We start from the raw sequence: 23,354 nt of genomic DNA on the forward strand, positions 1-23,354 counted from the left end.
GTCGTTGAACCGGCCCCGCCTTTGGGGTCATTAGGAGCTAAAATGTCGGATCGAAAGATCAGCCAGCGCCGCCACGCCCCGAAAGTTGATAGTCTCGCCGAACGGGTTTTGATGACGCTCGCGGACGAGCGCGCAAATGCCTTGAGCGATGCGCGGCCCGATGTTTTGTTTTCACTGTGCAGTGCTATTCGCGATTATGACCCGAGTGCCCGTGATGTTTGGCGCGCTGAAGTCAAGATGCTTGGGCTGACAGACGAAGAAATCTGTGACGTCTACATTCCGGAAGCTGCTCGAGTGATGGGCGATCAGTGGTGCAAAGACGAGGCAAGCTTTGCGGATGTTACCATCGCGGTTGCACGTCTTCAGGGTATGCTGCGCGATTTGATGCCGGCAGCCGCACAGGCGAACGCCAACAAAGTCGTCACTGGACCAAGCGTTCTGATGGTCGTTTTGGAGCGTGATTATCACACTCTGGGTGCAGGAGTTGCTGCCGCGCAATTGCGCCGGTCTGGCGTTTCGTGCCGACTGTTGATGGATAAGCCTGTGAAGGTGGTCGCAGAAGAGGTGTCTAAATCGTCATATGATGCAATTATGATATCCGCATCTGATGGTGAAAGACTTGAACATATTCGTGAATGTATCTTAAATATACGTAAAACGGCTAAGCAGCACGTGCCAATTATTGTAGGCGGCTCGCTCCTAAGTCAGAAGCTAGATATTAAGGCACTTACTGGAGCAGATCATGTGGAATCAGATCCGAAAAGAGCATTACAAAAATGCGGTCTGATAGTTTCAAACCAAGGCGCGCCACGCCCGAGAAAGAAAGTCTGAAGCAGAATGCATATGATTTTGAAGGCGCGCACATGACCTCGCGTGGACAAGAGTATTGGGCGGGAAGTTCAATGCCGTTGGTGAGCCCGGATATTTTGGGCAAACTTATTGCTGCAACGTCTGATTTGGCATTTGTGATCTCGCTGCATGGTGAGGTCCTCTCTGTCATGAGCAAGAAAACAGGTGTAGACTTTGGCGCGGTGCATCGTTGGCAGGGGCGTAATATCCGTGATGTGCTGACATCTGAAAGTGTCGACAAACTTGATACAAAGCTTGAACTATTTCTTGCTGGCACCGATTGCGAGCGTCCGATTGAGCTGAACCACGTTGAAGCATCAGTACAGTTTCCCATCCAATACACGTTCCACAGGCTCGGGCCTGATGGCAGCTTGTTGATCCTTGGCCGTGACTTGCGTCCAATTGCGGAAATGCAGCAGCAGCTGGTGAAAACGCAAATTGCTCTCGAACAAGATTATGAGCAGCGCCGTGATTTTGATACGCGCTACCGCGTTCTAATGGAGGCGAGCACAGATGCATTGGTCTTCATTAACGCGACCTCTGGTCGGATTACAGATCTGAACCGTAATGCGGCAAAGCTATTGGGTGCGTCACGTGACGATTTGATGGGTGGTGCTGTTGCTCAAATTTTTGATGGCCGTCGCAAAGGCGAGCTACTCGAAACGCTGCATAACCTTGCTATTTCGGACAGTTTTGCTCCGATGGAACTTATGGTGCGGGCGTCTAAGCTTACACTTTCTGTTCAGCCGAGCCTATTCCGCGCGGCAGGTGAGAAGCTTTTGTTGTGTCGTTTGGAAAATACAGATGCAGGCAGCCGTATCGGCGATGCTTTTGTTGAAGATTTGCAGTCCTTTTATGAGGAGGGCGTTGATGCAATTGTCTTTACGGATGCGTCAGGTGTTATTCGCTCCGCCAACGATAGCTTCCTCACTCTTGCGGATGCGGGTCATATTACGAATGTGAAGGGGCGCCAGATTAGCGATTTCTTGGTTCGTGGGGGCGTTGATCAAAAGGTGCTGCTCGAGAACGCTGCGCGTACTGGTCAAATGCGGATGTACGCGACTAAATTGGTTGGCGATTATGACGGTAGCCGTGCTGTTGAAATTTCTGCGACCTATTTGGCGGATACTACCAACTCAAGTTTTGTTTTTGTCATCCGTGATACGAGCCGTGCTGAGCTTGGCCGACCGACTGCTGGTCCTGTAAGTGATGATGCTGCTCAGTCTGTGATGGAGCTGGTTGGTAACGCAACTCTCAAAGATATCGTTGCAGACACGACTGATGTTGTTGAAAAAATGTGCATCGAAACGGCTGTTGAGTTGACGGGTAATAACCGCGTCGCAGCTGCAGAGATGCTGGGCCTGTCGCGCCAGTCGCTTTATGTGAAGCTGCGTAAGTTTGGCCTTTTGGCAAAAAGCACTGACGAGTAGCGTCAATCAGCCTTTACACTTGCTGAATCATAAAATGTAATGTTTAGTTGACACATGAGTGTCAGCGAAATTAGCCATTCCCGCACTTTGCCCGAACCCCGTGCAATGCTCCGCCTGATCAAGCCGATCACGTGGTTCCCACCTATGTGGGCATATCTTTGCGGTATCGTCAGTGCAGGTGTCTCTCCAACCGGCCAATGGTGGCTGGTTATCTTGGGCGTTTTACTCGCTGGCCCCATCGTGTGCGGCATGTCCCAAGCAGCTAATGATTGGTGCGACCGTCATGTAGATGCAATCAACGAGCCTGATCGCCCCATTCCTTCGGGGCGTATTCCTGGGCGTTGGGGGCTTTGGATTGCTCTGGGTATGTCCGTGCTGTCACTTGCTGTCGGATATCAGCTTGGTCCTTGGGGTTTTGGCGCGACAATTGTTGGGGTGCTTGCTGCTTGGGCCTACTCTGCTGAGCCGGTCCGCCTGAAGCGATCTGGATGGTGGGGGCCTGGGCTTGTTGGGTTATCCTATGAAGGATTGCCATGGTTTACGGGTGCAGCAGTTCTTAGCGCTACGGCGCCGTCCTTGCAAGTCTGCCTGCTTGCATTGCTTTACGCTGTTGGCGCGCATGGCATCATGACATTAAACGATTTTAAGGCCCTTGAAGGCGACCGCGTTATGGGCGTGAACTCTTTACCTGTTACGATGGGTCCAGCGCGCGCAGCGAAACTTGCCTGTTGGGTTATGGCGGTTCCACAGGTCATTGTTGTTGCTCTTTTGTTTACATGGGACCGCCCGCTTCACGGGCTTGCTGTGGCAGGTGTTCTTGCGTTTCAAATTTGGGCAATGCGCGTTCTGCTGAACGACCCAAAGGGTAACGCGCCGTGGTATAATGGCACGGGTGTCACTCTTTATGTCAGCGGCATGATGATCGCTGCGTTTGCGGTACGGACGGTTGGCCTATGACGCTTGGTTGGCTCTCAATTGTGCGGCTAGGTCTGGTCCAGACATGCTTGGGTGCGATTGTTGTCCTCACAACTTCGACCCTAAACCGCTTGATGGTGATTGAACTGGCATTGCCTGCAGTCCTGCCAGGACTTCTTGTTGCATTGCATTACGGCATTCAAATGACGCGCCCTAATTGGGGGTTCATAAGTGACCAAGGGGGCAATCGGACGCGCTGGATCGTTCTGGGTATGATTGCATTGGCGCTTGGCGGATTTGGTGCAGCCCTTGGGGTTGTTCTTTTGCAAACTGTTTGGATTTCGGGCCTGTTGCTTTCTATAGTCAGTTACGCGCTTATCGGGCTTGGGGTAGGCGCCTCTGGTACGTCACTTCTTGCGTTGCTTGCCAAATCAACGGCCCCACATCGGCGCGCAGCAGCTGCTACAATAACATGGCTAATGATGATTTTCGGTATCGCAGTGACCGCTGGTACTGTTGGTGCGTTCCTAGATCCATATTCACCCGAACTTCTGTTGAAGATTGTCGCTATCGTATGTGTATCTGCAGTTGTCGTTACAATGCTGGCTACACTAGGTATTGAAAGAGGCATTACCTCAGAGGTTTCGACTGCCGATCCAATGGGGTTTGCCGAAGGGCTTCGCGAAGTATGGTCCGAACCTAAAGCACGCATATTCACCATTTTCGTTTTCCTTTCGATGACCGCGTATTTCATGCAGGAACTCATTCTTGAGCCTTACGCCGGCCTTGTTTTTGGATTCACGCCTGGTCAATCGACCTCCCTGTCGGGTGCGCAAAACGGCGGCGTGTTCATTGGCATGCTCACAGTGGGGATTGCTGCCACGGGCCTTCGTATTGGACAGTTACGCCATTGGGTTGTCGCGGGCTGTCTTGGCTCTGCTCTGACACTGATTTTTATCACGATCATCGGTCAACTGGGTCATATCCCGCTGACGCCGTTCGTTGTGGGTTTGGGCTTTTTTAACGGCATGTTCGCTGTTGCGGCAATTGGCTCGATGATGGCACTGGCGGGTGACGGTCGTGAGACCCGTGAGGGGACCCGAATGGGTCTTTGGGGCGCTGCCCAAGCGATTGCTGCAGGTTTCGGTGGCCTTCTTGGTGCCGCGGCTGTCGATCTTATGCGCGGCCCTTTGCCTGACGCGACGGCATTTGGCGCTGTCTTTTTGCTCGAAGCATCTCTCTTTTTAGCCGCGGCGCTTATGGCTAGCCGCACCATGGAAAACCGTGCGCCAGACGCGCGGCTGATCGCAGGAGAATAACTAATGTATGATGTTGTTGTTGTGGGGGGTGGACCCTCTGGTGCGACGGCTGCCGAAGACTTGGCACGCTCGGGAAAGTCCGTGGCAATGCTTGATCGGGCAGGGCGGATTAAGCCTTGTGGGGGGGCAATCCCACCAGTTGCAATTACTGAATTCTGTATCCCCGATGAACAGCTCGTGGCGAAGATCACAACGGCGCGGATGATCAGTCCCACAGGCCGGAAAGTAGATATTCCGATTGAAAATGGTTACGTCGGAATGGTTGACCGCAAAGACTTTGACGAATTTTTGAGATGCCGTGCGGCTGATGCAGGGGTTGCGCGCTTTACGGGTACATTTTTGCGCATTGAACGCGGTGACGGCACAAAAGTGATCTACCGCGATAAAGAAACGCGTGAAGAAATGGCGCTTGAAACAAAGTTGATCATCGGGGCCGATGGCGCACGCTCAGACGTTGCCCGTGCTGAGGTTCCCGGCGGTGATACCATTCCGTACGTCATCGCGTATCATGAGATTATTGAGGCGCCGACGCCAAGCGAAGCTTACGACCCGCTGCGTTGTGATGTGATTTATGACGGTAAAATCTCGCCGGACTTTTACGGTTGGGTTTTCCCTCATGGTACCTCTGCAAGCGTTGGCATGGGGACTGGCATTGAAGGCGTCGACCTCAAGCAAGCAACTGCAGATCTGCGAATGGCGTCAGGTTTGAGTGATTGCAAAACCCTGCGTAAAGAAGGTGCGCCCATTCCGCTTAAGCCGCTAAGTCGATGGGATAACGGTAAAGATGTTGTCCTTGCGGGCGACGCGGCTGGTGTTGTTGCCCCCTCATCTGGGGAAGGAATTTTCTATGCGATGGCCGGCGGTCGTGCGGCTGCGACTGCGGCGACGGCGTGCCTTACGTCTGGTCGTGTGAAAGATCTGCAGTTGGCACGCAAACTATTCATGCGCGAACATAAAGGCGTGTTCAAGATTTTGGGCGCCATGCAGGACGCGTATTATAAAAGTGACGAGCGCCGCGAACGCTTTGTCAGCCTGTGCCATGATATCGATGTGCAACGCCTCACATTCGAAGCGTATATGCATAAAAAACTCGTGGCGAAACGGCCCTTGGCGCACATCAAGATCGGTATTAAGAACGTCGCGCATCTGATGGGGCTTGTGAACCCGCTTCGAACGTAAGGGTGCGCAGATGAAGGATATAGCTTTGGACGTGATGATCCCTGCGTGGGTTGATGGTGTTCTGACGCCGGTCGAGAAACTCGAGGTGCATCAGCGTGGCCTGCGTCATAAGGCTGTATCTGTCTTCTTACTTGCGGGCGATAAAGTCCTGCTGCAGCAGCGCGCCATGTGCAAATATCATACACCGGGTCTGTGGGCGAACACCTGTTGTACGCATCCTGACTGGGACGAAGATGCAGGGGTATGTGCTGAACGCCGTTTGGCCGAAGAACTTGGTATTGTTGGTGTTAAGCCTGTGTTTGCGGACACGGTTGAATACCGCGCGGATGTTTTCCAAGGCTTGATCGAGCACGAGGTCGTTGACGTTTTTGTGGGTCATGTGGATGAAAGCTTGGGTGTAGACCCTAATCCAGCTGAAGTTATGGACTGCCGCTGGATGTCTTTTGCTGAAATCGACCAAGCGATCGACACTGATCCGGCTCAATTTACGCCTTGGGTCAAAATTTACATGGATCAGTTCCGCCAACAAATATTCGGCTGAGCGGCCGCCACGTCTAGCATGTCTTCGCTCGACGTGACGGTCTTTTCTGACTGATGAGTACAGCTGGGTTAGCGGATCACGCTGATTTTTGGCGATCAAAGGCTATGTATTCATTCATTGCCGGAATGCATCCTTGATCCCAAATCATCGTCAACCAACGGCAAAAAGCGTCACGAAATAGCTCTGCATCGCGCAAATCACCGTAGATATTGCTCTGGTCCAGCCATGCGGTAGGTTGTTCTTTCGCTTCCAATGCGGCGGCATTTAGCTCAGCCCAAATTGGATCGTTCGCTTCAATGACCGAGCCGTCTTCGCGTGTACCGGCGCACATCCGCGCCCAAAGAGCTTCGACCAATGCAAGGCCGCTCACAGATCGACCTGCTGCGAGTTGATCACGCAAGATAGGTAACACGAAACCCGTGTGGCGCGCAGACCCGTCAAAGGCAACCCGGCGGGTTGTGTCAACAATGCGCGGGTTTGAGAAACGCGCTTCGATCAAATCAACATAAGCCGCGGGTGTCTTGCCGGGAACAGGTGCCACGGTTGGCGCAATCTCGTTGCGCTCAACCTTGCCAAAGAAATTACGGATCGCAGGATGCGCCATGCAACCCGCAATCGTTTCGATACTGAGCGTTTCTCCAACGTTCGCGATGACCTGATGGCCGGCATTAAGGATGCGAATTTTCATGGTTTCGAACGCATGGACATCATCGGAAAAAGTTACTCCAACCGTGTCCCAAGCGGGGCGACCTGCGCAGAACTTGTCTTCAATCACCCATTGGCGAAATGCCTCGTGCGTAACTAAAGCGGGGTCTTTGATCCCGAAATCATGCGCAAGGGCAAGTTCTTTTGGACCCGTTACGGGCGCGATACAATCGACCATAGAGTTTGGAAAAGTCGCATTGGCATCAATCCAATCCGCAAGCTCTGGATCAGAAAGACGCGCCAACGACACGACAGTCTGGCGCAAGATATCACCGTTGCCTTGTAAGTTGTCGCAGCTCAATCCTGTGAAAGGCGCGTGACCCGCCGCACGGCGTAGCTTGAGGGCTGCAACAAGTGCGCCGAAGGCGGTGCGCGGCGTGTCGGGGTGGGCGGCATCGTGCAGCAAATCCGGATGCGCTGCATCAAAACCCTTAGTTACGGGGTCGATGTAATAGCCGCTTTCAGTGACTGTCATTGCAACAATACGAATAGCAGGGTCAGCCATTTGCGCGATGAGGGGCGCATTTCCTTCCTCGATAGGCAGGTAATCAATCATGGAGCCAACGACTTCTGCAGAAACGTTTTCTGGGTCCAATTCAACCAACGTTGTTAGGCAATCCTGCGCCAACAGTTTTTCACGCATTGCCGCATCATAGGGCCGCACGCCTGCACCAATAATGGCCCAATCGTGCGCCTCTCCTGCTTGCATCAAGCGATGCAAATACCACGCCTGATGCGCACGGTGAAAGTTACCAACGCCAATATGCGCGATGCCAGGGGTGAGGGCGGTGCGATCGTATTGCGGGTGTTCAACGCTCAGTTGATTCAAAGTCGTATTAGAAAGGGAGATCAGCTCATCCATTGTCCACCATCCACATTGTATGTTTGCGCGACGATGTAATTCGCCGCATCGCTGGCCAGAAAGACGGCCATGCCAGTGAGGTCTTGGGCTGTGCCCATGCGGCCATAGGGAACAGCGGCGCCAACCTCTTTTTTCTTCTGTCCCGGTGCTTTGTTTTCATGCTTGGCAAAGAACGCATCCACGCCGTCCCAATGCTCACCGTCGACCACGCCGGGTGAAATCGCGTTTACGTTGATCCCATGTTTGATCAAATCGAGGCCGGCGGATTGGGTCAGGCTGATTACTGCTGCCTTGGTCGCACAATAGACAGCTACGAGCGGTTCACCGCGACGACCAGCTTGCGAGGCCATGTTGATGATCTTACCACCTTGGCCACGTTCTATCATGTGGCGTGCCACAGCTTGCATCGTGAACAGCGTGCCCGATACGTTGATGTCAAACACGCGTTGATAATCCGCGTGCTCAATTTCAACGATGGGTGCGGCCGTAAACACCGCCGCATTGTTGATCAGAATATCGATGTGACCGAACTGCTCAATTGTAGTGGCAACTGCGGTGTCAATGCTTGCCGGATCGGTGACATCAACATGCACGGCAATAGCACGATCACCTATCTCACCAGCAGTTGTTGCAGCACGTGTGGCGTCAATATCTGCAATCGCCACGCGGGCGCCTTCTGCGATGTACGCCTCAGCAAAAGCCCGCCCGATACCTCGGGCGGCTCCTGTGATCAGTGCTGTCTTGCCAGCCAGTTGCATTACTCGATCCGCAATCCAGCTGTGTCGAACTTGTGAAGCTGCGTTTCGTCTGGTGTGAGGAAAATCTCTTCACCATGCTTGAACGTAGCATCCCCTGCTGCGCGCACTGTCATTGGGTCACAACCTTCGATGCCGTGAACGTGCACGAAGGTATCAGAGCCCAGATGCTCGGCCACGCCAACAGTGCCCTGCCAAAGGCCACTGGTTTTGGAGGCAGTCACATGCTCTGGACGAATGCCGATCGTTTCTGCGCCATGCTTATTAGCTTCTGCACCTTCGATCAGATTCATCTTTGGGCTGCCAATGAACCCAGCGACAAACTTATTGCGCGGCTTGTGATATAGTTCCAGTGGCGAGCCGACTTGCTCGATTACGCCCGCTTGCAGCACGACGATTTTATTGGCCATCGTCATCGCTTCGACTTGGTCATGTGTCACGTAGATCATCGTTGTCTGCATACGCTCATGCATCTCTGTGATCTCAAGACGCATCCCAACGCGCAATGCAGCGTCAAGGTTTGAGAGCGGCTCGTCAAAGAGGAACGCAGACGGATCCCGTACAATTGCACGGCCAATGGCCACACGCTGACGCTGACCGCCAGATAATTGGCCCGGCTTGCGGTCCAGATAATCAGTGAGGTTCAAAGAAGCAGCTGCCGCTTCAATACGCTTGTTCTGCTCTTCTTCGCTCATGCCTGCCATTCGCATCGGAAAGGCGATGTTCTTACGCACTGTCATGTGCGGGTAGAGCGCGTAGGACTGAAACACCATCGCCAAGCCGCGTTTGGAAGGCGAAACTGAGGTCATGTCTTCGTCGTCGATCAAAACCTTGCCGGATGTTGTGTCCTCAAGCCCTGCGATCAAGCGCAGCAGAGTTGATTTTCCGCAGCCTGATGGCCCAACGAAGACTGCAAATTCACCGTCTTCAATGGTGAGATCCAATGGAGGGATGACTTGTGTTTCGCCAAAGCTCTTGGTCACTTGTTCAAGTACTATACGTCCCATGATATTATCCTATTCCCGGTATTACTTGACGGCGCCAAAGCTGAGGCCTTGGACCAATTGTTTTTGACAGAACCAGCCCAAGACAATGATTGGGCCAACAGCAGCTGCGGAGACAGCGGAGAGACGTCCAAAGAAAAGACCCTCCGGTGCGCGGTTCCCTTCAATGAGTTTTGACAGGGTCGCGGCGTCAGTGGTCGTTAAGCGAACTGTCCAATACGCTTCGTTCCAGCAAAAGATAAAGCAGAGCAATGCTGTTGATGCGATGCCGCCCCATGCGAGTGGGATGAGGATCTCTTTGATCTCTCCCCATGTGTTCACGCCGTCCATTTGGCCCGCTTCGATGATCTCTTTTGGGATCTCTTTGAAGTAGGTGAAGAGCATCCAGATCACGATTGGCAGGTTAATTAGGCACAGAACCAGAATGACCATGAAGTGCGTATCAAACAGTCCCAGACTTTTGGTCAGGAAGGTCATCGGATAAAGGACCGCCGCCGCAGGAAGCATCTTGGTTGAGAGCATCCACATCAGCACATCTTTGGTCGCACGCGTCGGGTTGAACGCCATGGAGTAGGCGCACGGAATACCAACCGCGAGCGCGAAGATCGTCGCGAACACCGAAGTGATGACTGAGTTGGTCGCAAAGCGCCAATAGTCATAATTATCGGTCATATTGGTGTAATTCTCTAGCGTTGGTGTGAAGAAGAACAAGAATTCCGGCTTCACGGCATCCGCATCCGTCTTAAAGCTTGTGAGAACAAGCCAGAAGATGGGGAAGAAAAACAATAATCCAACAATCCAGGCCAAAAGGGTGCGGCTGAATTGTCCGTATTTCGAAGATTGTGCAACAATCGCCATGTCCGTTACTCCATCAATGTCTTGCCAACAATGCGCAGTAAGAAAATTGCGACGATGTTGGCTAGGATGACGGCAAAGATTCCTGTCGCGGAAGCTGCACCGATGTTGTTGTTGGCAAATTCACCAATTAAATAAGGCAGGTTTTTATTGCCGTTGCCACGACTTACGATTTCGATCTCCGCATAAAGCGAGAGGTGGAAAATCGCTTGGATCATCACCACAATCGCAATGGGACGACCCAGATGGGGTAGCGTCAAAAAGCGGAACTGCGACCATGTGCTTGCCCCATCAAGGATGGCAGCTTCTTTTTGTTGCTGATCCTCGGACTGTAAGGACGTCATGAAGATCAGGATTGCAAAAGGGGTCCACTGCCATGTGACCATGATGATCACCGCATAAGCAGAGGTTTGCGTTGCGCGGAATGAAATCGGGGTCAGTTCGGGCCAAAGCGAGAAGAACCAGCCAACACCGGGCGCGGCCCTCAGCCCATCTACGAGGTCGTTAATACTGCCGACCGCGATGCCCTGTAGGCCGAGAACTGGGTCAAGGATCATGTTGATCCACAAAACTGCGTTTACCGCTGGCATGACGAAAAAAGGAGAGATCAAGAGAACGCGAACGATGCCTTGTCCAGGGAATGACTTGTTGATCAACACGGCGATCAGAACGCCAAGGATCACGGTCAGGAAGAGAATGCTGCAAACAATCAGAAGGCTGTTCTGGATAGCAAAAATAAAATCTTTGGACTTCAGAACAAACTCGTAGTTGCCAAAACCACGCCAGTTACTGAGGGCGGGTGTCATCCACTCTGGTTTGCGCAGGTTATTCAGCACATAGCGAATAAACGAAAAATAAAGCGTCATCGAAAGCGGCACCAGCATCCAGATCAACAGCAGGACAACTGCTGGAGACTGAAGCAAGCGTGGAAGCGTTCTGTTAGACATGACTAGAGATCTCCTGCGAAGCACGTTGCTCGCGATGTTCTAAGAGTAATTTAACTGAATGGTGATTGGTATGCTGTTGTGTGGCGGTCGATCTGGGCCGCGACGCCCACTGTTCGTCTAAAGTGGAAGGCCCGACCAAAGCCGGGCCTTCCGAAACCTAAAGCAGAACTTAGTAGCCTGCTTCAGTCATGATTGATTCAGCTGCTGCCTGTGAAGCCGCGAGAGCCTCGTCTACAGACTTCGCACCGGACAATGCCGCGGCGATTTCTTGAGCAACTGCAGAACCTACTTCTGGGAACTCAGGGATCGCTGCGAACTGAACACCAACGTATGGCTTCAGGTCTGTCGCTTCAGGAGCTGCGGACTCGATTGCTGCCATCTCTGCTGCTGCGAAACCAGCAACTGCCTGGAACTCAGGAAGAGCGTATGTAGAAGAACGCTGGCCTGTTGGTACTTTTGCCCAACCGAAATCGGGGTGGTTACCTACGGCTTGTACGTACTCTTTAGACGTGGCCCACTCGATGAACGCTTTTGCTTCATCTGTGTTGTCTGTGCCTGTTGGAACAGCCATTGCCCATGCCCACAGCCAGTTCGCGCCCACTGGGTTACCAGCGTTTGGAGACTGAGCGTATGCTACACCGTCAACTTCGAGGAAAGATGCCGCGATTGTCGCATCGATCCACATGCCACATTTGCCTTCGTTATACAAAGCCAAGATCTCGTTGAAGGAGTTACCTTCAGAACCGGGAGGGCCGTAGTTGCCAAGCAGATCTACGTAGAAGTTGATCGCTGCTTTCCACTCGTCAGAGTTGATTGTTGGTTTGAAGTCTGCGTCGAACCAAGCACCACCGAAGGAGTTAACCATTGTTGTGACGAACGCCATGTTGTCACCCCAACCTGGCTTACCGCGCAAGCATGCACCGTAAACGCCAGCATCTGGGTTGTGCATCGCAGCAGCAGCTGCTTTCACGTTGTCCCAGCTGTCGTTGTCAGCGATTGTTACGCCAGCAGCGTCTGTGAGGTCTTTACGGTACATAACCATGGAAGACTCACCGTAGAACGGTGCTGCGTACATTGTGCCTTCGTGGGACAGACCTGCACGGATTGCTGGTAGGATGTCATCTGCGTCATACTCGGCGCCGAATTCAAGAGCTTCAATCCAGCCTGCTGCGCCCCAGATTGGTGCTTCTTGCATGCCGATGTTGATGACGTCGTATTGGCCGCCACCGGTTGCTGTGTCGGACGTTACTTGCTCACGCAGAACGCCTTCCTCCAGAGAAACCCAGTTCAGCTTAACGCCTGTTTCTTCTGTGTAAGCCTCTGCAACTTTCTGCATGTTGATCATGTGACCGTTGTTCACGATCGCAATCGTCAATTCTTTTGCGTGACCGTCTGCAATCGCGCCGCCAGCCGCGAAAAGCGACATCGCTGTAGCAGCGTATAATGCTTTCTTTATAGACATCCAAATTTCCTCCTCTTTGGGTCGTGAGAACCATACTAGGTGAGGCGGCAACGCGAAGTCAATTACAAATTAGCGCGCGTAAATTTTATTTAAAGCGGGCGTTCAATCAAGGACTTAGGCGGATTCGCGCATAACAAGGCGGCCGTCAAACGTTGTCTCAGAGCGATCTTTTGTCTGATTTTCGGCCTCTAACGTGCTGAACAACTCACGCACCGCACGATTCGCGATTGCCTCATAATCTTGTGCAATCGTGGTGAGCGGCGGGCAGGTGAATTTAGAGAAAGGGTGATCGTCATGTCCTGCAATGCGCAAGTCACACTCCGGACCATGCCCTACACGTAAACCCAGGTCATAGGCCGCCGACAACATCCCAATAGCAAGGCGATCATTACTGCAAAGAATAGTTTTGGTCTCAAAGGACTTAGCGGCCAGAAGGCGTCCACCTTCAACCTTGCCAATTTCCTCAAAGTTCCAGCCCTCACCATCAGCTTGATAGATACGCGGCACATGGCCGTGGCGTTCCATACTATCAATATAGGCCTGGCGGCGCTTGTTGGCGTTGGGGTTTGTTGGTGATTTCATTTCAAAGAAACAAGGCGCTTCGCCACTACGACAAAGGTATTCCACCATTAAGTCAACGCTTTGGGCATTATCTGTCCCAACAAATGCTTGGCCGATACTGCTCATATTTGCGTCGAACAGTACGAGTGGGAAATCGGCGTCAAAGGTCTGTACGGCCTCAACATCCGACATGCGTCCGAACGGCGCGAGCAAGACACCAGCCGGTTTGAGCGCGCGTAAGGATGTGAGATTGTCCCGCTCCATCTCTGGGCTACCGTGCGAGCTTAGCAAGATGGGGCTGTAGCCAGCGTCAATACAGGCCAATTCAACACGCCGCCCAATCTCAGAAAAGAAGGGGTCGGCGAGGTTTGGAACGACCACACCAATGTTCTTTGTTGTACGCCTGTTTTGGTTCATCGCAAAAACGTTAGGCTGATAATCGTACCGCTTAAGTGCAGCTTCAATCTTTGCTCGGGTCGACGTGCGCACGCTTTCAGGGTTGTTGAAATATTTTGAGACAGTTGGCCGAGAAATTCCGCTTATGTTTGCGAATTCTTCCATATTGCGAATTTTTGGCTGTCCCATTTTATCACCTGATATTGTGATTATTAACGCGCGCTAACAATAGTAAGCTAAGAGGCAATTCTATACTTAGTCAAGGGGAGATGTCCTTTGCTTTGTCGCATTCTGGCTTTCGACCTTAAACTTTAATGAATTGGATCACGTCGTGCGGATTAGGCGCAAACCGCATAATCCTATCAGTCCAGAAATGTACTATCAGTGGTGAATAGCATGTCTTGGCGTGCTAAGCCTTTGTGCAGATTACAGTCTACAAGACAGGGCAGCACCAAGAAATGAACATCCTTTTCATCATGTATGACCAGCTACGTTTCGATTACTTGAGTTGCGCTGGCCATCCATACCTGCCTACGCCTAACTTTGACCGGGTTGCGCAAATGGGCGTGCGGTTTACGAACGCTTATGTTCAATCACCTATCTGCGGCGCCAGTCGGATGAGCTTTTACACAGGCCGCTATACGTCATCCCACGGGGCACAATGGAATGGTTTTCCGCTGCGTGTGGGGGAAATGACGATGGGGGATCATTTGCGCAAAGCAGGGATGGATTGTTACCTGATCGGCAAAACCCATATGCGCGTAGATGCAGAAGGCATGGCGCGCTTGGGCCTCGCGGCTGATAGCGTGATTGGTGCCCGCCAAGCGGAATGTGGCTTTGATGTTGTTATTCGTGATGATGGGCTTTGGGCGCAAGGTCCTGATGGGTTTTACGACGAGCAACGCTCGCCCTACAACGAGTACCTTAAGACCAAAGGATATGAGGCAGAAAATTCGTGGGCCGCTCATGCGAATGCGGGTCTGCAAGACGGTGAGCAAGCCTCGGGCTGGATGTTTGATAACGCTGATAAGCCAGCAAACATTCGCGAAGAAGACAGTGAGACTGCGTGGCTGACCTCCGAGGCTATCAAATTTGTCGATACGGCTCAGGGGCCTTGGTGCGCTCATGTCAGCTATATCAAGCCCCATTGGCCCTATATTGTGCCCGCACCCTATCATGATATGTTTGGGCCCGAGCACGTTTTGCCCCCAAACCGTGATCCTGTTGAGCGTGAAAACGCACACCCAGTTTATGATGCATATATGGGCAACAAAATCGCAGCGGCTTTCCAAAATGACGATGTGCGCGCCAAAGTGGTGCCGGCGTACATGGGATTGATCAAGCAGTGTGATAATCACTTGGGTCGTCTTCTCGATCACCTTGAGATGACAGGCAAGTTGGATGACACCATGATCGTTCTCACGTCAGATCATGGTGATTTTCTTGGGGATCATTGGCTTGGCGAGAAAGATCTTTTTCACGAGCCATCCGTTAAAGTGCCGATGATTATTTTTGATCCGCGAAGCAGTGCAGATGCGACGCGCGGCACAACGTGCGATGCGCTCGTTGAGGCTATCGATCTTGTTCCTACGTTTGTGGATGTGGCTGGTGGCACAATCGCTGATCACATCCTTGAAGGCCAAAGCCTTGTACCGTTTCTGCATGGCCAGCCTACGAAAACTCGAGATTACGCGATCAGCGAGTATGATTTTTCCGCGACACCACAGGCAGTCAAGTTGGGCCTTGCGCCGCGGGATGCGAGATTGTTCATGGTGTTTGATGGTCGTTTCAAAATGATGCATGCGGAAGGGGGTTTCCGCCCCATGTTGTTCGATTTGAAGACTGACCCAAACGAGGTGTATGACCTTGCAAAAGGGTCAACACATCAGGCCGAAATCGATCGGCTTTACGGTTATTTGGCAAAGTGGGGCCGACGCATGTCACAAAGGGTTACGCGTTCAGATGACGACATCGCTGCGATGCGTGGTAAGTCACTGCGCAAGGGAATTTTGCCATTCTTGAAGGACGGCACCGAAGTAAATCCTGAAATGACAACAGCCTACCGCGGTCCCGTTGGGCAAAATTTCACACCTAAAACTTAGCTGCGAATGCGGCTGTACTCAGGATCGTATGGCCCGCTTTCAATGACTTCAGCTGCGAATGCTTCACCGATGATATCCACCGTCATTGTTGTGCCTACAGGAGAAAATTCAGGCTCTATAAATGCAAAGGCAAGGTTTTTATCTACGCGGTGGCCCCAGTCCCCGGATGTTACGGTCCCGATAATCCGCCCATCTAAACGTACAGATGCGCCTCCATGTGCGGGTGCGTGCTTTGCGTCAATTACGAGCGTCACCAGTTTACGCTGTTGGCCAGCGACCATACGTTTTTCAAGCGCATCTTTACCAATAAAGTCACCTTTGCTGAGCTGCACAAAACGCTCTAGCCCAGTTTCAAAGGGATCAAATTCCGTCAGAATATCGGACTTCCAGTGCAAAAAGCCTTTCTCCATTCGCATGGATTCCACAGCCCGTGATCCAAATAGTGTCATGCCATACGCCTCACCAGCCTTTCGCAGAGCAACATAGGCCGCATGTAAGCTTTCATTTGGAACGTGGATCTCATAGGCCAGCTCCCCTGAAAAACTCACGCCAAGCACAGTCGCGGGTGCAATTCCGATGTGAGTTTCACGCACGGATAGCCAAGGGAATGCCTCACGCGACCAATCCTCTCGTGCGGTCATAGACAAAACATCGCGCGCTTTTGGACCGGCAATCACAAGGATCGTTTGCGCGTTTGTAAGTGAGCGAATTTTGACGTCTTCGTCTGCTTTGATATGCGCCTTTAGCCAATCCATATCGTGGTATTCAGAGGCCGCAGCCGAACCGTACCAAACACGTGCTGGCCCACGATCAGACGCAGGGATATTCGCAATTGTTGCTTCGGCTTTGAGCAGGCCATGATTGTTTAGAAGATAGCCCAGACCCACACGGCCCTCGCGCTTGGTGACAGTGCCGCACATCATACGATCAAGAAAGCTGTGGACATCCGTGCCCGTCAATTCAAAGCGGTTGAACCCAGAAACCTCTGTCATCCCAACGTTCGTTGAGATTGCAGTGACTTCTTTTGCCACAACATCGTGGACTTCGTTAAACTTGAACCCAAGAGTTTCTTTGAAATCTTGCGTTGGCTTGATGTAATCAACCCGCTCCCACCCGTTGACAGTGCCCATTTCTGCCCCTTCGGAAATAAGGACCTGAGTGAGTGGTGTTGTTTTCATGGGGCGTCCGGCGGGACGGTGTTCGTGCGGGAAATGGAAGCGGAATTCGTTTTGATAATCCTCGATCGCTTTGAGTGCCGTTAACTCGACAGTCGCGTGACCGGTGAAGCGCCGCGGATCGATAACCCACGTGTCATATTGCGCCTCACCGTGGACGATCTGTTGCGCCAACAGCCAGCCATGGCCGCCCCCTTCACCCAAACCTGCGCGCAGACCAATGATGCAGAATGCGTTTCGTTTTCCGGGGATCGGGCCAACAAGAGGCGCGCCATCAATGGTGTAGGTAATGGGCCCGTTTACCACTTCGCGAATGCCTGTTTCCATCAAGACTGGCATCCGCGCAAACGCACCTTCAAGGACATCGGTGACGCGATCTAAATCATCTGGGCATAGCGCATTCGTAAATTTGGGATCGATGCCGTCCATGCCCCAAGTCCGGCAGTCCTGTTCATAAAACCCAAGCAGCAATCCACCCTTTTCTTGTCGCGAGTAATAGTCGCTGATCGGGCAGCGCAGTAGTGGCATCCGGTGACCTGCCTCAGCAATCGCAGGGATGTCTTCTGTCAGAAAATATTGATGTTCCATTGATGCAACCGGGTGCTGGACGCCCATCATCGCCCCGATTTCATTACACCTATAGCCGCCTGCGTTCACGACGATTTCGCACCTTACGTCACCTTTCTCGGTGTGGACCGTCCATGTGCTGTCAGCATGTTGAGTGAGCCTCGTGACTGGCGTGTGGCGGTTGACTTCAGCGCCTGCAAGGCGCGCACGACGAGCCAGTGCTTGGCACAGCTGTGCCGGGTCAATATGGCCATCAGTCGGATCCCATAGACCACCGAGCAGATTATCTGTCGAAATAAGTGGGTGCCGCCGCGCACATTCAGCAGCATCAAGCACCTCAAATTCAACACCCATGCCCGCTGCCATTGAGGTGAACTGCCGGTATCCATCCATTTGTGCTTGCGTGTTGGCAAGGCGGATGCCCCCGTCGCCATAATTATAGCCGACGGGGTATTCGGGGTCGTCGCGCAGCTCTTTGTATAGAGTGATCGAGTGTGTTTTCAGGCCGACCATCGTTTGGCTCATGCCAAAGTTGGTAACCTGCGCTGCTGAGTGCCATGTGGTGCCAGATGTCAGCTCGTCACGCTCAATCAGCATCACATCGGTCCAGCCCTCTTGCGTAAGATGGTAGAGCGCTGAACATCCAGCAATACCGCCACCAATAACCACTACGCGCGCCTGATCTCTCATCTGTTTGCCATCCATATTTGAAGTGCTGTTAACTTCATGAATGCACAACGATGAAACCGGTCAAGCGATAACCCCGACTTTTAGGAATATCGAATGCTACCTTTATGATTTCTAGTGGCGGCAACGAGGAAAGATAGTTTTCCTAGCCCACTGTGAACTCTGCTCATTTTCTTAAAAATGCAAAGTCTTCATTTGTTCGTAGTAACTGGCAAATCTCCGCAAAATCCGCCTACGGCTACCTCACCTGATCCAAGGCTTATAGCACTCGGCGCAACGTATGGGTTCGGCGGTATCATTATCAGGTCAAAGACCAGAAAGCTGGCGACAAGCGTTATCGCGATTGAAGCGGTGAGATATCTCGTCAAAGTCATACCTCCAGCCCTAATCGTGGGCGCAAATAAATTCCCAAGTACGATCCCATAAAGGCGAAAGCGAACCAGACCCACCCGTGAAGACTCCCGGTGGATATGCCAGAAAAGAACGCCCCAACGTTACATCCAAAGGCCAATCTAGCAGCGTATCCCATTAGAAACCCTGCGGCTGCTGCGTAGACCCAGCCTGACATTGGCACTCTTGGGAGTGGTTGTGACAAGCCCTTTCGCCAAAAAGCCAACAAGAACGCACCTGCGATCAAACCGATATTTGTGAGTGATGTATAATCTGTCAGTACGCTTGCCTGGATGCGTTCTAGCGATCCTGCGGCGGTCCAAAAGACTGATCCGGATAGGTCTACACCTGAAAAATACGCGCCCTTAGCGACCCAAAGCCCCAGACCATAAACTACGCCCCATGGCTGGCCTGATACGATCAAGTTAAGAAGCGCTAATACAGCAACTAGGACTGCTGCTAGTATCAACCGCTTAGGAAGCCGGCGTAGCTGTGGCTCTGCCTTCCACCACAAAAACGCAGCAACGCCTGACAAAACGAGCAAGGTAGTGAAGGTACCTTCCCAACCAGTAAGATTTTGTGCTGGAAGCGCGCCAAGACCTGTCCACCAAGATAGGTGAAAAGCCCCTGCAAAACTGCCAACGGCAAAAAAGGGCAGGGCTATCAGAGAAACAAGATTGCCTGATCCAGCGTTTACCAAAGTGCCAGACCCACATCCCAATACAATTTGCATGGCGACACCAAAAACAAACGCGCCCAAAACCATAGCGTATCCTATGGGTGCAGCAGCGGCGTTAACTTCATCAGAGTTACTATTGATGAGTGGTATCGCAAATAACGCCACAATTCCGATTGCAAGGAGTTGAGCCCAGATACCCGAAGGGTCACGTCGCAAAATCATTGCCCGCCATGGCCCTGCAAAGCCAAAGCGCAGCGCTTCTAAAGTGGCTCCAAATCCAAGGCCAATCGCAATCATTAAACCATATCGAAGGCCGGCAATTGCAGACACAGACAAGCATATGAATACAGCAAAGAATAAAACTGCCGCAGACGTGAAAAATTTGCGGGGGTTGCCCCCCGCAATTGGTTGCGCAAGATCAGACAAAGCTAGAACCCAATTTGACGAAGCAGGTTCTTAAAGACGCCTGGTGTGTTTTCCATCGGCAAGTCTGCGTTGGAATACTCAACCATCGATCCGGCGTAGAGCTTTGCATTTTCAACATTCGCAAGCTCGGACAGAGCGAACCAATGTGTCGCGGCCCAGTGCCCAGTGTTGCAAAACGAGATGACCTCTTCGTCACCCTTAATGCCAAGCGAGGCTTTCAAAGCAGAGATATCTGTCGGGGTTGAGATGGCTGCGGCACCATTTTCGAAAAATGTTGCGTAGGATTGGTTAACGGCGCCGGGCAACGTCCCTGGGCGTTTGGCAGCACCGTGTGCTTTGTCTCCAGCAAAGAACTCGGGTAGCCGTGCATCAACCAAAAGACCTGAGTTTTCACCTTTTACCACTGAAGACACGTGCTGAGTATCCGCCAGCCAAGTGGTATCAAACTTAAGGTCCAGCTGACTTGGCACTGCGGTTTCAAGCGTGTTATTTAGGGGCAGGTTTGCGTCTCGCCATGCAATCCGACCACCGTTCAGGATGCTTAGGTCAGTGAAGCCGGTTGATTTAAGCGTCCAATATACACGCGCTGCTGCACCAAAATCTGTATCAGTGTTACCTTCTGAAATGATGATAATAGGCTCGTCTTGCTCGAGGCCTAGCTTCTCAAGGTGCTCTTCCAAAACCGCCAAATCCATAAGGCCGCCGGGATTGTCTTTGGTGCCACGGAACAATTTATAAGGTGCCCAAAGTGCGCCGTCCACGTGGGAGTCCGCATAGCCGTCGTTGCGGATATCAAGAAGAACGGGTTGTTTCGTATCTAGCGCGTTGGCAAGGTCATCAGCCTCAACAAGCGGTCCAAATGTTGCCGCGAGCGGCGCTGTAGCAATACCAACGATTGCGACAAGTGTGGTAAGAATAAGTCTCATAACGCGGTCCCTAAATTTGTTTCAAAGTGGCATTAAGCGAAAATTTAATTCTCGTAAATGGGGGCAGGGAGCCGTATTACGGGACAATATTCTGCTTATACGATCATGGTAGAACATTGTCGCACTAAAGTAAGCTGCTCAGATTATTCGTACCTTTATGCCCAACCAATTGAGACAAATGATCTTACTTAGCCGATTTTTGCTTTATCCACTCAAGGTGGCAAACTAGGGCAGGGGGATGAATTCATCATTATCGTCGGGTGGTAATTGGAACCGACCATGCGCCCAATCACCGGCTGCCCAAGCGACTTTGGCGGCTTCAATCTTGTCACGCGAGGACGCTACAAAGTTCCACCAAATATGACGGGGACCATTGAGGGTTTCACCACCCAACGCCATTAGACGTGCGCCTGAAGAACCGGCTTTTACTGTAATCTTGTCACCTGGGCGGAACACCATCATTTGACCGGCTTCAAAAGTATCCCCAGCCACCTCAATTGATCCTGAGGTTACATAAAGCCCACGGTCCTCATGATCATCGGGCAGGGGAAGCATCGCACCGCCTTCAAGCACCACGTCTGCATAAAACATCTCAGAGAATGTTTTGGTGGGTGCGCGTTCACCCCAAGCATTGCCCAAGATCAAGCGGACCTGTTTACCTTCGCCTTCCAGAAAAGGTAGCGCGGCTTCTTTATGGTGTTCGAAGCCTGCGTTTGTTTCTTCGTGCTCTTCAGGCAGTGCAACCCAAGTCTGAATGCCAAATAATTTGCTACCACTTGCTCTTGTCTGCGCGCTGGTTCGTTCGGAGTGCGTTACCCCGTTACCCGCGATCATCCAATTCACCTCACCGGGGTAAATCATTTGATTTGTGCCAAGGCTGTCACGGTGCTGAAATTCGCCTTGATATAAATAGGTCACTGTTGCGAGACCAATATGCGGGTGCGGTCGTACATCAATGCCTTGATCGGTCAAAAATTCTGCGGGACCCATCTGATCGAAGAACACAAACGGGCCTACCATCTTGCGTTCAACCGAAGGCAATGCACGGCGAACTTCAAAATCACCAATATCACGGGCACGCGGAACAATTAGCGTTTCAATCGAGTCCATCGACCCTGCATCAGGACAATGTGGTTCAAGACTTGGGTTCCAACTCATGGTTTGCTCCAATTTAAGCGTCGTTTGAGCAAATGCTACGCTCTAGATGATTCAATTAGAAGACAAAGCGCTGAACAGCTTATGTTCATTTTTGCGAAGGCTTACACGCATCAGTCGTATCGAAGCGCCGTCGCTTTACCGCGGAAAATGTAATACGACAGGACCGTATATCCTAAGATCGCGGGCACGACGAAAAGCGTTCCAATCAAAATAATGAAAAGGCTTTCAGGTGCTGATGCGGCCTCGTAAATCGTGATCTTTTCTGGGACTACATAGGGGTAGAATGAATACGCCATCCCAGAAAAAGCCAGCGTGAACAACCCGATCGCCGCGGCAAACGGCGTCCATGCCCATCTGTCATTAGTGAGGGGCATCCGCCCTAATTGCCACCACAAGAATACGACTAGTGCTGCAGATAGGATTGGCATTGGCGCAAGATAAAGTGCTTCCGGCCAACTAAACCACTTATCGAAAATACGGGTGCTGATAAAAGGAGTGGCCAATGAAATCGCACCGATCCCAAGGATGAGGCCCCAAATGCCCCCCTTCGCCCACCGGATCGCATGGCGCTGTAATTGCCCATCCGTTTTCGAGATAAGCCACGCCGCACCAATAAAGCTGTAACCAACGGTTAAGAAAACCGCCGTGAGAAGCGCGAAAATCACATTGGGTAGGGTCCAGGTTAGGCCCATAATATACATTCCCAGCATAAAACCTTGGCTGAGTGAGGCCATAAGCGAGCCTGCAAAAAAAGCACCGTTCCACATCGGTTTCTGGGCAATGGGTGCCTTGGCGCGCATTTCAAATGAAATGCCTCGCAAGATGAGCCCGATAAGCATCACAAAAACTGGCAGATAAAGTGCGGTCAAAATAGTCCCGTGGGCCGTGGGGAAGGCCACCAGTAAAAGACCGACTGCAAGTACCAGCCACGTTTCATTGGCATCCCAAAAAGGGCCGATTGAGGCAACCAGACGGTCTTTTTCATCGTCATTGGAAAGGGGCATCAGCAGCCCAACCCCAAGGTCAAATCCATCCAACACCACGTAGATTAGAATGGACAGACCCATCAGGGCCGCAAAAGTCCATGGCAGCCAGATTGCGGGATCACCGAAATAATCCATCATTATTCTCCTGGTTGCAGGTTGGATGCTACCGCTTCGCCACGACGCGGGTAAGTACGTGATGAGAACGGCTCGCCACGGGTTGCCTTGCGCGCGAGATACGTGATGACACCAATATAAGCCACGATTAGCACCGCATAGACCACAAGATACCCAATCAGTGTGCTCAGAACCATTGCGCTTGGTACGTCGCTGACGGCATCTTTGGTGGTGAGCACGCCTTGAACAAGCCATGGCTGCCGCCCGATTTCAGTAGTGTACCAACCGGCCAATGTCGCGATCCAACCGCTAAAGCTCATGGCACAGAAAGCATAAAGAGCCGCCCTGGGCATCGCCTCGGCGC

Annotated in this window: 20 protein-coding genes; 7 read left to right on the forward strand and 13 right to left on the reverse strand. The window is 52.0% G+C overall.

From position 1 onward, the window contains the following. The first annotated feature begins 42 nt into the window (after nucleotides 1–42). The 6 genes from NIG5292_RS12805 to idi are packed head-to-tail and all read left to right on the forward strand — an operon-like array spanning nucleotide 43 to nucleotide 6,233. The gene (locus NIG5292_RS12805; RefSeq protein ID WP_048599938.1) at nucleotides 43–831 is read left to right on the forward strand and encodes a cobalamin B12-binding domain-containing protein; all 789 of its coding nucleotides are present in this window, start codon (nucleotides 43–45) and stop codon (nucleotides 829–831) included. Then, nucleotides 777–2,279: a transcriptional regulator PpsR gene (gene ppsR, locus NIG5292_RS12810; RefSeq protein WP_306372345.1), complete on the forward strand. Its 1,503-nt coding sequence runs from the start codon at nucleotides 777–779 to the stop codon at nucleotides 2,277–2,279. The genes NIG5292_RS12805 and ppsR overlap by 55 nt, the downstream gene beginning before the upstream one ends. Before the next feature lie 54 nt (nucleotides 2,280–2,333). Next, nucleotides 2,334–3,236 (forward strand): chlorophyll synthase ChlG, encoded by a 903-nt coding sequence (gene chlG, locus NIG5292_RS12815; protein ID WP_048599939.1) that lies wholly within the window; start codon nucleotides 2,334–2,336, stop codon nucleotides 3,234–3,236. Continuing rightward, a complete protein-coding gene (locus NIG5292_RS12820; protein WP_048599940.1) occupies nucleotides 3,233–4,513 on the forward strand; it encodes a BCD family MFS transporter in 1,281 nt (426 codons plus the stop codon). Before chlG ends, NIG5292_RS12820 begins: the two co-directional genes overlap by 4 nt. Nucleotides 4,514–4,516: 3 nt before the next feature. Beyond that, on the forward strand, nucleotides 4,517–5,692 hold the full coding sequence (locus NIG5292_RS12825; RefSeq protein ID WP_048599941.1) for a geranylgeranyl diphosphate reductase: 1,176 nt from the start codon (nucleotides 4,517–4,519) through the stop codon (nucleotides 5,690–5,692). 25 nt (nucleotides 5,693–5,717) lie between these two features. Then, a complete protein-coding gene (gene idi / locus NIG5292_RS12830) occupies nucleotides 5,718–6,233 on the forward strand; it encodes an isopentenyl-diphosphate Delta-isomerase (RefSeq protein ID WP_177193442.1) in 516 nt (171 codons plus the stop codon). 76 nt (nucleotides 6,234–6,309) lie between these two features. Here idi and NIG5292_RS12835 read toward each other — a convergent pair whose 3' ends face one another. The 7 genes from NIG5292_RS12835 to NIG5292_RS12865 form a co-directional block, all read right to left on the reverse strand. Beyond that, on the reverse strand, nucleotides 6,310–7,800 hold the full coding sequence (locus NIG5292_RS12835; RefSeq protein WP_048599943.1) for a mannitol dehydrogenase family protein: 1,491 nt from the start codon (nucleotides 7,798–7,800) through the stop codon (nucleotides 6,310–6,312). Next, complete coding sequence (locus NIG5292_RS12840) at nucleotides 7,788–8,558, reverse strand: L-iditol 2-dehydrogenase (protein ID WP_048599944.1); 771 nt, start codon at nucleotides 8,556–8,558, stop codon at nucleotides 7,788–7,790. The genes NIG5292_RS12835 and NIG5292_RS12840 overlap by 13 nt, the downstream gene beginning before the upstream one ends. Next, a complete protein-coding gene (locus NIG5292_RS12845; RefSeq protein ID WP_048599945.1) occupies nucleotides 8,558–9,562 on the reverse strand; it encodes an ABC transporter ATP-binding protein in 1,005 nt (334 codons plus the stop codon). The genes NIG5292_RS12840 and NIG5292_RS12845 overlap by 1 nt, the downstream gene beginning before the upstream one ends. A gap of 21 nt (nucleotides 9,563–9,583) precedes the next feature. Then, nucleotides 9,584–10,417 carry a carbohydrate ABC transporter permease gene (locus NIG5292_RS12850; protein ID WP_048599946.1) on the reverse strand — a complete coding sequence of 278 codons (834 nt, stop codon included), beginning with the start codon at nucleotides 10,415–10,417 and terminating at the stop codon, nucleotides 9,584–9,586. 5 nt (nucleotides 10,418–10,422) lie between these two features. Further along, nucleotides 10,423–11,361 carry a carbohydrate ABC transporter permease gene (locus tag NIG5292_RS12855; protein WP_048599947.1) on the reverse strand — a complete coding sequence of 313 codons (939 nt, stop codon included), beginning with the start codon at nucleotides 11,359–11,361 and terminating at the stop codon, nucleotides 10,423–10,425. Between the two features lie 169 nt (nucleotides 11,362–11,530). After that, a complete protein-coding gene (locus tag NIG5292_RS12860; RefSeq protein ID WP_048599948.1) occupies nucleotides 11,531–12,823 on the reverse strand; it encodes an ABC transporter substrate-binding protein in 1,293 nt (430 codons plus the stop codon). 114 nt (nucleotides 12,824–12,937) lie between these two features. Then, a complete protein-coding gene (locus tag NIG5292_RS12865; RefSeq protein ID WP_048599949.1) occupies nucleotides 12,938–13,969 on the reverse strand; it encodes a LacI family DNA-binding transcriptional regulator in 1,032 nt (343 codons plus the stop codon). Between the two features lie 269 nt (nucleotides 13,970–14,238). Here NIG5292_RS12865 and NIG5292_RS12870 point away from each other — a divergent pair, with 269 nt between their 5' ends. Beyond that, nucleotides 14,239–15,882 carry a sulfatase-like hydrolase/transferase gene (locus tag NIG5292_RS12870; protein ID WP_048599956.1) on the forward strand — a complete coding sequence of 548 codons (1,644 nt, stop codon included), beginning with the start codon at nucleotides 14,239–14,241 and terminating at the stop codon, nucleotides 15,880–15,882. On the opposite strand, the gene NIG5292_RS12875 is transcribed toward NIG5292_RS12870, so the two are convergent. From NIG5292_RS12875 to NIG5292_RS12900, 6 genes are all read right to left on the reverse strand, one after another. Continuing rightward, the gene (locus NIG5292_RS12875) at nucleotides 15,879–18,329 is read right to left on the reverse strand and encodes a GcvT family protein (RefSeq protein ID WP_370726552.1); all 2,451 of its coding nucleotides are present in this window, start codon (nucleotides 18,327–18,329) and stop codon (nucleotides 15,879–15,881) included. The two genes, NIG5292_RS12870 and NIG5292_RS12875, sit on opposite strands and share 4 nt — an antisense overlap. A gap of 352 nt (nucleotides 18,330–18,681) precedes the next feature. Next, entirely contained in the window at nucleotides 18,682–19,785 is a 1,104-nt protein-coding gene (locus NIG5292_RS12880; protein ID WP_048599958.1) for a YeeE/YedE family protein, read from the reverse strand. A gap of 23 nt (nucleotides 19,786–19,808) precedes the next feature. Further along, nucleotides 19,809–20,732 (reverse strand): sulfurtransferase, encoded by a 924-nt coding sequence (locus NIG5292_RS12885; protein ID WP_048599950.1) that lies wholly within the window; start codon nucleotides 20,730–20,732, stop codon nucleotides 19,809–19,811. A gap of 225 nt (nucleotides 20,733–20,957) precedes the next feature. Then, on the reverse strand, nucleotides 20,958–21,890 hold the full coding sequence (locus tag NIG5292_RS12890; protein ID WP_048599951.1) for a pirin family protein: 933 nt from the start codon (nucleotides 21,888–21,890) through the stop codon (nucleotides 20,958–20,960). 110 nt (nucleotides 21,891–22,000) lie between these two features. Continuing rightward, the gene (locus NIG5292_RS12895) at nucleotides 22,001–23,011 is read right to left on the reverse strand and encodes a cytochrome d ubiquinol oxidase subunit II (protein ID WP_048599952.1); all 1,011 of its coding nucleotides are present in this window, start codon (nucleotides 23,009–23,011) and stop codon (nucleotides 22,001–22,003) included. Between the two features lie 2 nt (nucleotides 23,012–23,013). Next, the coding region (locus NIG5292_RS12900; protein WP_144412759.1) for a cytochrome ubiquinol oxidase subunit I at nucleotides 23,014–23,354 on the reverse strand (341 nt) is incomplete at its 5' end.

The sequence above is a fragment of the Nereida ignava genome (genome assembly GCF_001049735.1).
GTDB classification, from domain to species: Bacteria; Pseudomonadota; Alphaproteobacteria; order Rhodobacterales; family Rhodobacteraceae; genus Nereida; species Nereida ignava.

Excerpts from the sequence above, each read along its gene's own strand:
- NIG5292_RS12805 (WP_048599938.1), top strand. The coding sequence starts at position 43 with ATGTCGGATCGAAAGATCAGCCAGCGCCGCCACGCCCCGAAAGTTGAT.
- ppsR (WP_306372345.1), top strand. The coding sequence starts at position 777 with ATGCGGTCTGATAGTTTCAAACCAAGGCGCGCCACGCCCGAGAAAGAA.
- chlG (WP_048599939.1), top strand. The coding sequence starts at position 2,334 with ATGAGTGTCAGCGAAATTAGCCATTCCCGCACTTTGCCCGAACCCCGT.
- NIG5292_RS12820 (WP_048599940.1), top strand. The coding sequence starts at position 3,233 with ATGACGCTTGGTTGGCTCTCAATTGTGCGGCTAGGTCTGGTCCAGACA.
- NIG5292_RS12825 (WP_048599941.1), top strand. The coding sequence starts at position 4,517 with ATGTATGATGTTGTTGTTGTGGGGGGTGGACCCTCTGGTGCGACGGCT.
- NIG5292_RS12835 (WP_048599943.1), bottom strand. The coding sequence starts at position 7,800 with ATGGATGAGCTGATCTCCCTTTCTAATACGACTTTGAATCAACTGAGC.
- NIG5292_RS12840 (WP_048599944.1), bottom strand. The coding sequence starts at position 8,558 with ATGCAACTGGCTGGCAAGACAGCACTGATCACAGGAGCCGCCCGAGGT.
- NIG5292_RS12845 (WP_048599945.1), bottom strand. The coding sequence starts at position 9,562 with ATGGGACGTATAGTACTTGAACAAGTGACCAAGAGCTTTGGCGAAACA.
- NIG5292_RS12850 (WP_048599946.1), bottom strand. The coding sequence starts at position 10,417 with ATGGCGATTGTTGCACAATCTTCGAAATACGGACAATTCAGCCGCACC.
- NIG5292_RS12855 (WP_048599947.1), bottom strand. The coding sequence starts at position 11,361 with ATGTCTAACAGAACGCTTCCACGCTTGCTTCAGTCTCCAGCAGTTGTC.
- NIG5292_RS12860 (WP_048599948.1), bottom strand. The coding sequence starts at position 12,823 with ATGTCTATAAAGAAAGCATTATACGCTGCTACAGCGATGTCGCTTTTC.
- NIG5292_RS12865 (WP_048599949.1), bottom strand. The coding sequence starts at position 13,969 with ATGGGACAGCCAAAAATTCGCAATATGGAAGAATTCGCAAACATAAGC.
- NIG5292_RS12870 (WP_048599956.1), top strand. The coding sequence starts at position 14,239 with ATGAACATCCTTTTCATCATGTATGACCAGCTACGTTTCGATTACTTG.
- NIG5292_RS12875 (WP_370726552.1), bottom strand. The coding sequence starts at position 18,329 with ATGGATGGCAAACAGATGAGAGATCAGGCGCGCGTAGTGGTTATTGGT.
- NIG5292_RS12885 (WP_048599950.1), bottom strand. The coding sequence starts at position 20,732 with ATGAGACTTATTCTTACCACACTTGTCGCAATCGTTGGTATTGCTACA.
- NIG5292_RS12890 (WP_048599951.1), bottom strand. The coding sequence starts at position 21,890 with ATGAGTTGGAACCCAAGTCTTGAACCACATTGTCCTGATGCAGGGTCG.
- NIG5292_RS12895 (WP_048599952.1), bottom strand. The coding sequence starts at position 23,011 with ATGGATTATTTCGGTGATCCCGCAATCTGGCTGCCATGGACTTTTGCG.